10 protein-coding genes are annotated in these 13706 nt (G+C 55.8%); 6 read left to right on the top strand and 4 right to left on the bottom strand.

Features of this window, described 5'->3' with window-relative positions; translation table 11 throughout:
• Positions 1 to 240 precede the first annotated feature (240 nt).
• Positions 241 to 648 (bottom strand): DUF6525 family protein, encoded by a 408-nt coding sequence (locus ABHV46_RS03510; RefSeq protein ID WP_438382736.1) that lies wholly within the window; start codon positions 646 to 648, stop codon positions 241 to 243.
• Between the two features lie 93 nt (positions 649 to 741).
• On the opposite strand from ABHV46_RS03510, the gene ABHV46_RS03505 reads away from it, so the two are divergent.
• The 4 genes from ABHV46_RS03505 to ABHV46_RS03490 all read left to right on the top strand — a co-directional run bounded on the left by ABHV46_RS03505 (position 742) and on the right by ABHV46_RS03490 (position 7781).
• Positions 742 to 2190: an AMP nucleosidase gene (locus ABHV46_RS03505; protein ID WP_438382734.1), complete on the top strand. Its 1449-nt coding sequence runs from the start codon at positions 742 to 744 to the stop codon at positions 2188 to 2190.
• Positions 2191 to 2311: 121 nt separating this feature from the next.
• Positions 2312 to 4123, top strand: a complete 1812-nt coding sequence (locus ABHV46_RS03500; protein WP_438382733.1) for a M3 family oligoendopeptidase — start codon at positions 2312 to 2314, stop codon at positions 4121 to 4123.
• Between the two features lie 3 nt (positions 4124 to 4126).
• Positions 4127 to 5494: an ABC1 kinase family protein gene (locus ABHV46_RS03495; RefSeq protein ID WP_438382731.1), complete on the top strand. Its 1368-nt coding sequence runs from the start codon at positions 4127 to 4129 to the stop codon at positions 5492 to 5494.
• Positions 5495 to 6662: 1168 nt separating this feature from the next.
• On the top strand, positions 6663 to 7781 hold the full coding sequence (locus ABHV46_RS03490; protein WP_438382730.1) for a lipase: 1119 nt from the start codon (positions 6663 to 6665) through the stop codon (positions 7779 to 7781).
• A gap of 300 nt (positions 7782 to 8081) precedes the next feature.
• On the opposite strand, the gene ABHV46_RS03485 is transcribed toward ABHV46_RS03490, so the two are convergent.
• Positions 8082 to 9449, bottom strand: a complete 1368-nt coding sequence (locus tag ABHV46_RS03485; protein WP_438382728.1) for a cytochrome P450 — start codon at positions 9447 to 9449, stop codon at positions 8082 to 8084.
• Between the two features lie 75 nt (positions 9450 to 9524).
• On the opposite strand from ABHV46_RS03485, the gene ABHV46_RS03480 reads away from it, so the two are divergent.
• Complete coding sequence (locus ABHV46_RS03480) at positions 9525 to 10196, top strand: TetR/AcrR family transcriptional regulator (protein WP_438382726.1); 672 nt, start codon at positions 9525 to 9527, stop codon at positions 10194 to 10196.
• A gap of 226 nt (positions 10197 to 10422) precedes the next feature.
• Here the strand turns inward: ABHV46_RS03480 and ABHV46_RS03475 are convergent, their stop codons facing one another.
• Positions 10423 to 11784 carry a discoidin domain-containing protein gene (locus ABHV46_RS03475; protein ID WP_438382723.1) on the bottom strand — a complete coding sequence of 454 codons (1362 nt, stop codon included), beginning with the start codon at positions 11782 to 11784 and terminating at the stop codon, positions 10423 to 10425.
• Positions 11785 to 12311: 527 nt separating this feature from the next.
• Between ABHV46_RS03475 and ABHV46_RS03470 the strand changes: the two genes are divergently transcribed.
• The gene (locus ABHV46_RS03470) at positions 12312 to 12587 is read left to right on the top strand and encodes a hypothetical protein (protein ID WP_336945036.1); all 276 of its coding nucleotides are present in this window, start codon (positions 12312 to 12314) and stop codon (positions 12585 to 12587) included.
• Between the two features lie 19 nt (positions 12588 to 12606).
• On the opposite strand, the gene ABHV46_RS03465 is transcribed toward ABHV46_RS03470, so the two are convergent.
• Complete coding sequence (locus ABHV46_RS03465) at positions 12607 to 13659, bottom strand: TlpA family protein disulfide reductase (protein ID WP_438382720.1); 1053 nt, start codon at positions 13657 to 13659, stop codon at positions 12607 to 12609.
• Positions 13660 to 13706 lie beyond the last annotated feature (47 nt).

Here is a 13706-nt window from a genome sequence, read left to right as displayed (position 1 = left end):
TGCCTGTGGTTGAACTAGCTGGGGTCAGAGGATTGCGCCGTTATCATCAGGCCCTCTCGCAGTATCGCCAGATAGCCTATGCTTCGCTGTCAGAGTGCTCCTGACGTGAGATCTGTCGAAATAAGAGATTTTTACAAGTATGTAATGCATGGCTTCTGCGAAGTATGGCAGAGAGCACCGGGATCGGGGCGTGACAAATGAGTGATGACCTCGGCTCGCCTGTGTCTATTCGGCAGAGGGCTATCGGCCAGAGGGTCTTGCGTCAGAGGGCCGGGCATCAGAGGGTTGGGGGGGCGTGGGTAGAGCGCCATAGCGCAGGGGCGTCGCCCCGGCATCGAGATGGGCGAGGGCGCCGTGCCGGTCGGTGAAGGCCTTTTGTTCGAGACGCTCGCAATAATCGAGATAGCGGATCATGGCGCGCTCGGCGCGCGGTGTCGCGCCGTAGAGCTTCTTGTAATGTCGCCACAGGATCAACGCGTTGACCGACCAGGCGTCATAGACATGTTCGGCCAGACGATGGCGGATCGGCGCAGGCAAGGCATCGAACGCAGCCCAGGGATCGCCCTCATAGCGGCGCCAGAGCGACTTGCGACAGGTGCCATCGTTATCGGGGGATACGGAGATGTTTTGGAGAGACGGGAAGGGCATATAGTTATGTTATAACATAACTATATCGACGTCTATCACTGGCCTGCGCAACAGGCTAGCCTGTCGCAAAACGGTGACGCCCAGAGGTGCATGATGAGCGCAGCAGAACAGGACAGGTTATTCGATCAGGTAGGGTCGGGCTTCATGCCGTTTCATGATGCCGAAGCCGCACTCGATCGCATCGAGGCGCTTTATGAAGAGGGTGTGAAGCGTCTGCGCGATGCCTTTGCGTCTCGCCAGCCCGCTGAATCGTTTTATCCTTATCTCGCCTTTCCGCTACTGCGTGGGGCGATCCCGCATGACGTCAAGCCACGCTTTGGCGTGTTGCTTGAGCCCGGGTTCTATGGCACGACGCTGACGCGGCCCTTGCTGTTTCGCAGCTATTGGCGCGCTCAGATCGAGAACCTGATCGAGTGCTACAGGCAGCCCGTGCATGTCGGATTGTCCAGGCGGCCCATGCCTCTGCCTTATGTCATGGAAGACGCCGTGACCGGGCTGACCGAGGCCGACCTCAAATTGCTGCAGGATAACTACGCGCTACCTGATCTGCATGCGACGGATGACACCATCGCCAATTGCGAGATCATTCCCGACCCTGCGGCGCCTCGGGCACTGGCTCTTTTCACTGCCGAACGTACCGATTATTCGCTTGCGAGACTGCATCATTATACCGGCACGGCGCCGCGCCATTTTCAGCGTTTTATCCTGCTGACCAATTATCAGCGCTATGTCGACGGATTTCGCGATTTTGCCCGTACGCAGATCGATGAAGGGGGAGAATACCATGCTTTCGTCGAGCCGGGGGACGCGGTTTATACGCGTGAAGGGCAGGCGGGGCAGCCTGTCGAATCCCTGCCGCAGATGCCCGCCTATCATCTGTGCCGGGAGGATGGTGACGGCATCACGCTGATCAATATCGGTGTCGGCCCGTCCAATGCCAAAACCATTACGGATCATCTCGCCGTACTTCGTCCGCATTGCTGGTTGATGGTCGGTCATTGTGCGGGGCTGCGCCGCACACAGCTGCTCGGCGATTACGTGCTGGCTCACGGCTATGTGCGTGACGACCATGTACTCGATGACGATCTGCCGACCTGGGTGCCTGTGCCGCCCATCGCCGAAGTGCAGGTGGCCTTGCAGGAAGCCATGCAGCGCGTGACGGGCCTTGAAGACCGCGACATCAAGACCCGGCTGCGTACCGGCACCGTGCTGACAACCGATAACCGCAACTGGGAACTGCGTCTCAGAGCGCTCTTCACCCAGATCAATATGAGCCGCTCGATTGCCGTCGATATGGAATCGGCGACCATTGCGGCCAATGGTTTTCGCTTTCGTGTACCCTACGGCACGCTGCTCTGCGTTTCCGACAAGCCTCTTCATGGTGAACTCAAGCTTCGTGGCATGGCGAACGCGTTCTATCGCGAGCGTGTCAGCCAGCATCTGATGGTCGGCATTGAGACCATGCGGCTGCTGCGCGAGCGCGGTGTCGACAGCCTGCATTCACGCAAGCTGCGCGGCTTCGACGAGCCCGCTTTCCGCTGATCCGCATCGTGTCGATCTGACTGCGCCCCTCTTCACTGAGGGGTAAAGCCCTCTTGCCGGGGAAGCGTCTCTACCCAAATCTGGGGGACGCTTTATCCGTTCAAAACAAGGACATCGTTTTATGGCTCAAGCCGATAGCGCCTCACTGCCTCGCTGGGATCTTTCCGATCTCTATGCCGCGTTGACCGATCCGGCGATCGAGCGCGATCTCGCTTCCTGTGATGAGGAGGCGCGTCTTTTTGCCGAACGCTGGAAAGGCAAACTGGGCACAGGGACCGGCGCAGCTTTGGCCGAAGCGATTGCCGAGTATGAACGTATAGACCAGCGCATGGGGCGCCTCGGGGCCTTTGCCCAGCTCAGCTTTGCCGCCCATACGAGCGACCCGGAAACAGGACGTTTCTCGCAGGGCATGACCGAGCGTCTGACGGCTATTTCGTCTCACATGCTGTTCTTCACCCTGGAACTGAATCGCATCGAGGAAGACGATCTGGCGCAGCGTCTGGCCACGCCCGAGCTCGCGCGCTGGGCGCCTTTCTTCCGCGACCTACGCGTCTGGCGCCCTTATCAGCTTTCTGACGAGGTCGAGCAGGTTCTTGTCGAGAAATCGGTCACGGGGCGCGCCTCGTGGAACCGTCTGTTCGACGAGACCATGGCCTCCCTGACGGTCACGCTCGATGGCGAGACACGCCCTCTGGGGATGGCGTTCAACCAGCTCTCCAGTCCGGATCGCGAAAAGCGTCGTCTCGCCGCTGAAGAAGTGAGCCGCGCACTCGGCGCCAATCAGCGCCTGCTGGTACTGATCACCAATACGCTGGCCAAGGACAAGGCGATTGAAGACGGGTTGCGTGGTTTCCCCCGACCGTCTTCCAGCCGCAATCGCGCCAATATGGTCGAGGATGAGGTCGTTGAGGCGCTGGTTTCGGCTGTCGATGCCGATTATGCGCGCCTCGCCCATCGCTATTACAGCCTCAAGGCTGGCTGGCTTGGTCTCGACAAGTTGCAGCATTGGGACCGCAATGCGCCGCTCCCGGGCGATGAAGATCGCCTGATCCCATGGGAAGAGGCGAAAACGATTGTGCGAAACGCTTATATGCGTTTCGACCCGCGCCTCGGTGATCTGGTCAGCCAGTTCATGGATAATGACTGGATCGACGTGGCACCCGTGCCGGGGAAATCATCGGGTGCGTTTGCCCATCCGGTGACACCCGATACCCATCCTTACGTCCTGCTCAATTATCATGGCCGCAGCCGTGATGTGATGACTCTGGCGCATGAGCTGGGTCATGGCGCCCATCAGCTTCTGGCGGCGCGCCAGGGCTATCTTCAGTCTTCCACACCGCTGACCCTTGCCGAGACCGCTTCCGTCTTCGGGGAGATGCTGACATTCCAGGCACTGCTCGATGCCGAGCCTGATCCGGCGCGTCGCAGGCGTATGCTTGCCGGCAAGGTGGAGGACATGCTCAACACGGTGGTGCGCCAGATTGCGTTCTACCAGTTTGAGGTCAAGCTGCATGACGAGCGGCGCAAGGGCGAGCTGTCGCCTGAGCGCCTGGGCGAGATCTGGCGTGAGGTGCAGACACGCAGTCTCGGCCCGGCATTCGAGTTCAGTCCTGACTACGATACCTACTGGTCATATGTGCCGCATTTCGTGCATTCCCCTTTCTACGTCTATGCCTATGCGTTCGGCGATTGTCTGGTGAATGCGCTCTACGGCGTCTATCAGGGTGAGACGACGGGGCAGGGGGGAACAGCGGCGTTTCAGGATCGTTATGTGGCGATGCTTGAAGCGGGTGGCACTAAACGCCATGCCGAGCTTCTGGCGCCTTTCGGGCTGGATGCCACCGATCCGGGCTTTTGGCGCAAGGGACTGGATGTGATTTCAGGCTTCATCGATGAGCTCGAAGCTCAGGAAAAACAGGACAAGAGCGCATAAGCGATGAGTAATTCCAAGGATCTGGACCAGACGGGAATTTTTGGCGAATTCAAACGCATGGCGCGGGCTTCGAGCACCGTTGGCGGAATCGCGACGCGCGTGATCGGCAACAAGCTCGGATTCAAGTCCAATCAGGCGATCCATGCCAATGATCTGCGTGCGGCACTGGGCGGGCTGAAAGGCCCGCTCATGAAGGGCGCTCAGATCCTCTCGACCATTCCCGGCGCTCTGCCGGAGGAATATTCGAACCAGCTTGCCGAGTTGCAGGCCAATGCGCCGCCCATGGCCTGGAGCTTTGTGCGTCGTCGCATGATGAATGAGCTTGGACCGAATTGGGAAAGACAGTTTCGGTCGTTTTCGCATCAGGCAGTCGCAGCGGCGAGCCTCGGGCAGGTTCATCGCGCGGTTACCGCGGACGGGCAGGATGTGGCCTGCAAGCTGCAATATCCCGACATGAACGCGGCGGTGGAATCCGATCTGCGCCAGTTCCGCGTTGTGGTCGGGCTGGTTCAGCAATTCCTGCCTGCCATCAAGCAGGATGAAGTGGTGCGCGAGCTTGAGGAGCGCCTGCGTGAAGAGCTGGATTATGAGCGCGAAGCCTCTCATATGCGGCTTTATCGCGATATGCTTCAGCATATCCCTGAGGTTACTGTGCCCCTGCCCGTCGAAGGGCTATCGACGAAACGCCTGTTGACCATGGAATGGGTTTCGGGGCGTGGCATTCAGAAAATTCTCGACACCAATCCTAGCCAGGAGGAGCGCAATGCGATTGCGACGGCCCTCTTCAAGGCATGGTACACACCGGTCTACCGCTACGGCATTATCCATGGCGATCCGCATATGGGCAATTTTACCATCCGCCCGGATTGGGGTCTGAACCTGCTCGATTTCGGCGCCATTCGTATTTTTCCGCCGCATTTCATCAAGGGCATCATCGATCTCTTCAACGCGCTCAAAAACAACGACGAAGAGATGGCTTTTGCCGCCTATGAGGCTTGGGGCTTCAAGGGGATTTCGCGCGACACGGCATCGGTTCTCAATGAATGGGCACGGTTCATCTATGGCCCGCTCATGGAGGACCGAGAGCGCTTCATTCAGGAAAGTGACGATCCGAATTTCGGACGCGACATTGCCGAGAAGGTCTATGAGGGGCTCAAGCGCACTGGCGGCGTGCGGCCCTCGCGCGAATTCGTACTGGTAGATCGCTCTGCAATAGGGCTTGGCAGTGTGTTCCTGCGCCTCAAGGCCAAGCTCAACTGGCATCGCCTGTTTCAGGAACTTATCGCCGATTTCGACGAGGTGGCGCTAGCAGAGCGTCAGAAGACCGCCCTGGCCGCCGCTCGCGTCCCGCCGCCACTGAATGGTCTGTAGTATTTTTCAATACGGGGTAACGGCATCGCTGTGGCGGGATTGCGGTTGCCCCTTGTTGACAGGCCATTTCGTCTCGGTTGTCGGAGACGAGCGGGCGATCAAAACTCTAACGTAGAGAGCGATGGAACCCTTGGTGAAAAGCGCCAATGTTCATCACAGTCCCGTGAAACGGTGAATACCCCGTGATTCTCTTGAATCGAATGTGAATATCTTCGTCGCAATGAGCTCTTCATAGCCGTTCTTCGAGCAATTTGTGGGTTTCTCCTGAAGATGTGCAATGAGCGTCTGCAGAGAAATTCGGGAAAAACCACTTCGTTTTCTAGTCGGTCGCGTTTATACTTTGATTGTTTGTAAATTTATTATTATTTTAGCCATCGTCAAAGTTGATATTAATTGCATTTGCAGATCTGGTTTTGAAAATAGTGTAGAATTCGTTCTGTACGCGGCTCAGTAAGAAAAGATATTTTTCAAAAATTTGCTGCCGCCACTCGCAGTACTCTGGGTGGGTGCGACATTGGTGTATCTGTACCAGCAGAAAAGCGATGCAGCACTCGGACGCGATGATAATCCGGGTCAAGGCAACGACGGAAGACCGGTCTTACCCAAAGCGGTAACAGAGGTGGCCTGACCGCTGCAAGAGCGAAATATTCTGCGCGCAGACCCGAATAGCGTGTTGAGTTTCTCTTTCTGAGAGACGCAAGCAGCGGCGTTGCCGGACGCAGGGTAATCTCCATCTTGCCGGGTAGGCGATGCGCAGCTCTGGTGTGAGCGTGAGCATTTTCAGGACCACGGCGAGCCCACTCAGAGCTTCTGCATATGCAAAGCGGGCCCCGATACAAATTCTCGGACCGCCCCGGACGACATCTAGGCATAGCGTTCGTCCTGAGGGAGAGCCTGACCTGCATGGGCGAAGAAGTGTGTCCGATCGCTCTGATTTCTCGCGCCAGAGTCCTTTGCCACTTGTGATCGTGTTGGACAGATTTCCAACAAGCGATCGTAAAGAGTATTTTCTTTCAGTTATTTTGATCATCTATTTTTGATATTTTTCTATATATATTTACCTCTCTATGTAACCTATTAGTTAAATTGTTCTCTTATGGTTGCTTGTTTTTCTTTTTGTCGAAAAAGAAAAGATAAACTTCCCCAATAAAAACAAGAGGCTGCGGTTATGTCTGGTCTGGTTAAAAAAATCTGGGAAGATGGACGTCTTCTTGTAGGAGGGGTCATTCAGGGTGCGAATGATCTGTTCAATATGACGGGGCTGAATAATTTTCTCAGTCGCGTAGCAGCGACGACGCAATCTATTATCGGTCATACGACGCCGACCAATCTTTCGGTCCTGCACGATAATACGGTTATCAACGCGCCGGAGAATCAGGATCTCAGCAAGAGTCCGACAGCCTCCCAGTTCCTCAATGCGGCCAATGCCTGCTATACAGTGTCGGGCACACCTGAGGGCATGAAGCCTTTTCTCGTCGACGGCAAACAACTGGCCGTGACGGATCTGGGCAGCGCGATGTCAGCGAAGGTCTGGCTGACCGATAAGAATCAGATCATCGTTGCCTTTCAAGGTACGACGGGTGGCGATAATATCGTTCTTAACCCGCTCGTGGCTCTTACGGGCGTAGCATCCGACGTTCAGGTCTGGAACCAGACGGTGTCGCAGGCGCAGAAAGACGCTCTCTCATTCACGCATTATGTAGTGGATGTGGCGCAGAAATCGGGCATCGATACTAATAATATCTTTCTCACGGGCCACTCTCTGGGCGGCATTGAAGCTTCTTATGTGGGGCAGCAGACCGGGCTAGGGGGGATGTCGTTTGAGTCGACGGGTATTCCCGATGCAGCCGCTGGCGTCGGTGACGGAAAGAATTTCGTGAGCATCGTGACCCATGGCGACCCTGTCGGCAATTATGCTTCAGACACTGAGAAAGACTCTCCTTTCGTGACGGCGATGGAGCCGGGTGCCAATAACGCCTTCAACCATTACGGCAAGGTCGTCATGGTTGGCGCGCCGGAAGACAGCGTTAAACTCAAGGCCAAACTCGATGACTGGAATGCGAGCAGCTTCAAAAATATCGTCTCCCTGATCGACGTCGTGCCGGATTTCATCAAATTCCATCTGCCGGGTACGCAAGCCGCGGATATGGGCATCAAACTCTCGCCGCACTCCATTCTAGCCGATGCTATCGTTACCGCCCATGGTCCCGTCCTACCGATAGGCGATAATAATCTGTCGCAGATCATCGTCCCCTCGACGCATCAGAACAGCGTGTTCGCCGTCTGACCGTGCTTGAGGTAGGTCGTTGCCCGGCCGTTTCGCATCGCGAGATGCCGAACCGCCGGGTGAGAAATCATGAATTCTGCTTCGATGCCCCCTTTGCCGAACAGGACGTGATGCTCGTTTCACTCCTGCTGGAGCCGTGAGGATTGTGAAAGGCGATAGGGCAAGCTCCCTCATTCTAGCCCATCAGGTGATCTGCCTCTCCGATCTCCTCGGCACAGGCGCGAGGCATTCGCAGAGACGCGGGCGCCCATTTCCTGTGGTGCACAGGCTCGCCTTCGGTTCCCGGAGCGTGATGCCTGATTAGTTTCTCCTTTTGACAGACATGAGCAGAGGCTTGGCCGGGCGCAGAGTGATCTCCATCTTGCCGGGTGGGGTGACACGCAGTTCGGGCGTCAGGGTCAGCCTTTTCATGGTCATGGCGAGAATTGTCAGCGCTTCTGTCTCTGCGAAGCGGGCGCCGATGCAAATTCTCGGGCCTGCACCGAAAGGCATATAGGCATAGCGATCGTCCTGAGGGCGAGACTGACCCGCTTGGGCGACGAAGCGTGTCGGATCGAAGATCTCCGGTGCTTCCCACAAGCTCCGATGCCGGTGCAGGGCATAAATCGGCACAACGAGACGTGTGCCTTTCTCCAGCCGCACTCCTTCGAGCGAAAAGGCTTCTGTCACTTCGCGGATGATGATCGGTGCTGGTGGGGTCAGGCGCATCGACTCACGCAGCACATTCCGGGTGAGATCGAGTCTGTCGAGTTGCTCCATTGTGGGGCCGTCGCCCATCAGGATCGTGTCGATTTCACGCTCGACCTCACGCAGGATCTCAGGATGTCTGCCAAGCCTGTCGAAGGTCCAGGCCAGCGCCAGAGCCGTGGTCTCATGGCCCGCGGTCAGAAAGGTCAGGAGATTATCTACGATCTCGCTGTCATGCATCATGCGCCCTGTTTCCGGGTCTTTTGCCGCAAGCAACCGGGTCAGCAGGTCGTCTGGCGCTTGGCCTGTGTTTTGGACCAGGAGTTCCCGCCGCGCTGCGATCTGCTGCATCGCCTCGTTGCGCAGAGCCTGGGCAGCGGCGAGGCCGCGTGTCTTGCCGGGATGAGGCAGCCATTCCGGTGTTCCGAGCAGATCGCCCAGAATGCTCCACCGGGTCTGGTGCAGGAAGACACCAAGATTGCGTGCCATGGCGTCAGCATCGATTGCTTCCGGCGCAGAGAGCATGGTCTCGACGATGATGCGACCTGTCAGGCGCATCATGACGTCATCGATCGCCACGATGCCGCCCTTTTGGGTAAGGTCTTCCAGACAGCGCCGTGTCCCGCTGACCATGGCGGGCAGGAACGCGCCGATACCGTTGGCTCGAAAGACTGGGGCCAACGCCTGCCTCTGCCAGCGCCAGTGCGCCCCTTCGGCTGTGAGCAGGCCATCACCCAGGCCGGGGCCGATTGCGCGACGCAGGCCCTCGCCCTTGTCGAGACGATTGCTGTTTGTCACCAACGCCTCGCGTATCAGATCTGGTGCGCAGACATAGACGATATGCTGACGCGCCAGACGGCGCTCTACCAGACGCTCGTGAAACACCGCCTCAGGTAGTGCCTCGACCGGGTTACGCATGGTGGCGCGCATCATTTGAAGCTGAGAGGGCAGGGAAGCGAATTTGTTCAAAAGGGCTGACATCGCGTGGTGACTCCGATATCTAAGGCTAACACCTTAACTGATATAAGGTGATCACCTTAGATTGCGAGAACAATCATGGCCCGACCTGACTCGACACGATCACGAATTCTCGATCAGGCACGGCTCTTCGCGAATGAAGTGGGGTTTGATCGCCTCACCACGCGTGAGTTGGCTGCGCGTTGCGAGATCAACGAGGGCAACCTCTATTATTACTTCAAGACCAAGGCGCAGCTGATCGAAGCGCTTTTTGCCCAGTTTGCTGAAGCGGCCCAGACGCTCTTTATAGCGTTGCCGGAGGCGGAAGCAGTCGCACCACGAACCGAGCTGGTGCGCGGTGTGGCGCGGGGCGTAACGCTGTTGCGTGACTGGTGCGGTCTGAGCTGGCGTTACCGCGCGCTCCTGCGCGATGGAAATGCGCTATTCCGTCTCGCTCCCGCGCTGGAACCTCAGGCGAGGCAACTCAACATGCTTCTCACGGATCGAGTGACCGCATTGATCAAGCACATGAAACGCGTAAAAGCGCTGTCCATCGGCGATGAGGCGATACCCGGTCTTGTTGCCAATATCTTCATCGTATCGACTCATTGGCTCAGCTACGTGATTCATCAACGAGGCGTAAGCGATCCTGATGAAAAAGATCTGGAATGGGGTTTTGGCCAGATTCTTTCGCTCGTCGCTCCTTATCGTACCTGGCTGACACGTCTTGCCATGCGTCTTCATCCACAGGCATTCGGGTTTCACCAATAGTGAAGCTCCTCCGCCTCGATGAGCCGTGTGTGGGAGGTGAATTCTAACTGACCCGGAGCCATGTTCGGTTGCCGAGAGCGGGCATACGAGCCACCGAGCTGCTCTTGATTGCAGGTTTGCGTGCCGGAGATCATGAGGTCGCCCTGATGATCAGCGCACCCTGACGTCGTGATCGACCGCAGAATAAAAAACGATCGATCACCAGAAAAATGCCGCTGAGCCGGGATTAACGCGGTCTGTAGATTTCGACACGGTCAAAATGGATGTAACCAGGCTCGTCCAGCTGAAAGCGTACATAACGACAATCCGCCTTGAGACCGTCGAGTATCAGCGGACGGCCATCGATTCCGCCGAAGGGAGCGTTCTTGCCCTGAACGATCCTGTGCCAGTCGTTGCCGTTTCTTGAGTGGCTGATTGTGTAGTTCTTGAGCTCGTGCTCCCGCTCGAGCCTGTGATAAAACCTGATTTCACTGACTTGTTCCTGCTGTCCCAGATCGATCTGCCACCACGCCCGATCTTCGTAATCCGTGTGATTTTTATGCTGCCCATTTGCAGGCAGATCGACCACGTTGGAGGCGTCATGTTCGGCGTCTCCACCCCGTGACCAGTCGGACGTAGAACTCTGTGTGCAGTGGCAGGCTTCGGAAATGAGGAGACCGCTACTGGGACGAATGAAGTATTCTTCCGGTCGGGGAACAAAGAAGTTATGCCACTTATCTCTGAGTGTGAAATCCTCAACGGCATTGAACTTTTCAAGGAACGCTGCGATTCCGCCGTTCGACCCGGTTCTGGATGACCAATCGCTTTGATTCGAGAAATTGCCCGACGTGCCTCTCTGGATACGCCTCTCGGCGTCGGCTTCCGACTTCATGAAAAAGTGCGAAACATAGGCTGTGTTGAAGACCATAGCCTCCAGTTCTCGAATTTGCGATGAGGTTTCATCGGCGTGATGTAACCCCCACCATGTCTCATAGAAAGTCGGGAAGTCCTCGCCAAAGGAGGTAACGTTTTTGAGATTGTAGTTGAACACGTTGTAGGTGTTGGAACTTAACCCATGCCAGAAAGGGCATGGATTTTTCTTCATAAAGTCAATGTTAATGGAATCAGATTTTACTATTACCTTAGTTAAGTGGGATATGTTTTCGGGTCTTCTTGTGTAGAGATCTAAAACATTCCCTGCCTGACGCTCCTTCAGACCGTTATTGCCGAAATTGACCCAGTTAAAAAATATAACATCCCAATCGGTCTTTCTCATATCGTAAATATAGTCATTTATGTTGGAGTAATTCTTCAGTGTCAAAAATTCGTCCACATCGAGGAAGCATAAATTCTCGCTCTTCCCTTTGAAATTTTCGAGGAAATGGATGTACATTTTCCACTGTTCCCCCTGAAATGGATAATGAAGGAACGTGACCTTGGGATTGCTCTCCCGGCAGAAAATAGCGACCTCTTTGTACATCTCTCTTGGGTCGTCATCATTACAGTACAGGTATATATGATCAAATCCAAGGAATAGATGGTACATTACCCATTCCTGGATATGGTCCGACTCCCATCTGGCACAGGCGACTATTGATGTTTTGTTCATTTTGTTACGATCCGCGATATTGTTTCCGGAAAATCTTGTAAAAAAACAATAATATCTCGCGTTATAAGATAGCTAAATAGATAAATAATTATATTGGACGATATAAATCATAATAATTCTGTGATCGAATTTGGAAAATTTTTTTGTGTTGAATTGTACTCGGATTTTAAGTTTCCACATCGTATCTGCCCTGCCTGATAGAACCCTCTTGACGTGGTACATTATCTGCACACCGAATTTATCGGCCGAATTCGTCCGTTACGTAAGGTGAATTCGAGAGAAAATCTGTGAGCAAGACGGTATTCGGGAAAGTGAAGTTCAGTTCGACGAGAGGCGCTCTGTAAGAGAGTGCGTGGAATAAAGTTGCCGGATCTTCCAATGGTGAACGCGCCTGACTGATGAGGTGCGATCTTGCGATGGATATTGTCCTCCCGCGATGGTTGCGAGCGCTCGATCCGACGGATCAGGGCCGCATGAAGCGGGAATTGTCTGAGGTCGGGTCTGATGGATAGACGAAGAGAAAACGCATGAACGACGATCAGAATACGGCGTGGTTTAGGCCCAGGCGCTACGGCTATGGTGCTGGGCTTCCGATTGCCTGGCAGGGATGGGTCGCTCTTGGACTGCTGTTGCTTGTGGTAATAGCGCCGAGCTTCTTCCTGTTTCTGATCCCGCCTCCTTACAGGATCGTGGCGATGATCGGTTCGCTATTTATCGCTTTATGCGCCACGGGCATTTTTCTCGCCTTGTGCAGGAACCATACATATGGCGGGTTGCGGTGGCGCTGGGGTGACAGAGAGTGAGTCCCTGTCACCTTTCAGGTCAGGGCGCCTTCGTAAAGGCCGTTATCTTGTCTTCAACATGCGCATCATCTGCGCCGATCATGTCGCGCAGATGACCGGACGCGTCGATCAAGGCGATAGCGGGGATTTGCCTTACGCCGAAATTTGAAAAGTTCGAGGCCTTGTTGTCCAGAATGAGCTTGATATTCGGGCCGAGCAGTTTCTGGAAAGGCGCGAGATCGCTGTTTTCGGTCCAGAGGCGGCTCGCGAATGCGGTCCAGCGTATCGCATGGGTGGCGGCGCTGCGCTGGGCGATGGCGCGAAAGGCCGCGCAGTTCCGTGCCGTCTGTGGCTCAAGATCTTTTAGATAGGACTCACACCACGGCGCCGTAAAAAGAACAGCCTGTTTCTGACGAGAACGCGCCGGTAGCACAGGCCCGGAAGCCGTTGCCTCTGCGAAAGATGGAACGCGTTCGCCGATCTTGAGTGTGGTCTGCTGTCCAGGATCCGAGGGAGCAATATGTCCGGTTCTTGGAGCGGGCTTCGTGAGACGGTCAAGTGCTGCATGCAGGGCAGGCCCGTCCTGATGCCCCACGTAGGCGACGCGGCCCGCGCTGTCGATCAGCACGTGTAAAGGTGTGGCCTTGATCTGCAACCAGTTGCTCAGCCGGCCATCATCGATCACGACCGGCATGGTCAACCCGGTGCGCGCGACAAATGAAGCGACTTTCTCCCGCTTTTCGCCAAAGCCGATATCGACAGCCACGAAGGCAATGCGATCGCCGTATTCCCGATAAAGCGCCTCGTAACCGGGCATCTGGGCGCGACAGGGAATGCAGTAGGTCGCCCAAAGCTTCAGATAGACTGGCTTGCGGCCGTATAGCGCGCCGAGGTCGATCGGTTGGTTGTCGAGTGTTGTGAAGCGCAAACCAGGCGCAGCACGACCTATCAATCCAGCAAGCGCAGGATCTTCGGCGATAAAGGCGGGGCTGTCATAGGCGGGCTGTATCGGCAATGGCTCGGCGGCGAGAGCCTGTGAGGCAGCGAAAAGCATGGCGCCGGTGGCACAGAGTCCGGAGAAAGTACGGTGCAAGAGAACCCCCATCGAAAAAAGCGTGGAGAGATCCGGCCTGTGCGCCG

Source organism: Asaia sp. BMEF1, assembly GCF_051628905.1.
Classification (GTDB): Bacteria; Pseudomonadota; Alphaproteobacteria; order Acetobacterales; family Acetobacteraceae; genus Asaia.
Note: the sequence above shows the minus strand (reverse complement) of the source record. Positions and strands in the feature narration are given on the sequence as shown.

Excerpts from the sequence above, each read along its gene's own strand:
- ABHV46_RS03510 (WP_438382736.1), bottom strand. The coding sequence starts at position 648 with ATGCCCTTCCCGTCTCTCCAAAACATCTCCGTATCCCCCGATAACGAT.
- ABHV46_RS03505 (WP_438382734.1), top strand. The coding sequence starts at position 742 with ATGAGCGCAGCAGAACAGGACAGGTTATTCGATCAGGTAGGGTCGGGC.
- ABHV46_RS03500 (WP_438382733.1), top strand. The coding sequence starts at position 2,312 with ATGGCTCAAGCCGATAGCGCCTCACTGCCTCGCTGGGATCTTTCCGAT.
- ABHV46_RS03480 (WP_438382726.1), top strand. The coding sequence starts at position 9,525 with ATGGCCCGACCTGACTCGACACGATCACGAATTCTCGATCAGGCACGG.
- ABHV46_RS03475 (WP_438382723.1), bottom strand. The coding sequence starts at position 11,784 with ATGAACAAAACATCAATAGTCGCCTGTGCCAGATGGGAGTCGGACCAT.
- ABHV46_RS03485 (WP_438382728.1), bottom strand. The coding sequence starts at position 9,449 with ATGTCAGCCCTTTTGAACAAATTCGCTTCCCTGCCCTCTCAGCTTCAA.
- ABHV46_RS03470 (WP_336945036.1), top strand. The coding sequence starts at position 12,312 with ATGAACGACGATCAGAATACGGCGTGGTTTAGGCCCAGGCGCTACGGC.
- ABHV46_RS03495 (WP_438382731.1), top strand. The coding sequence starts at position 4,127 with ATGAGTAATTCCAAGGATCTGGACCAGACGGGAATTTTTGGCGAATTC.
- ABHV46_RS03490 (WP_438382730.1), top strand. The coding sequence starts at position 6,663 with ATGTCTGGTCTGGTTAAAAAAATCTGGGAAGATGGACGTCTTCTTGTA.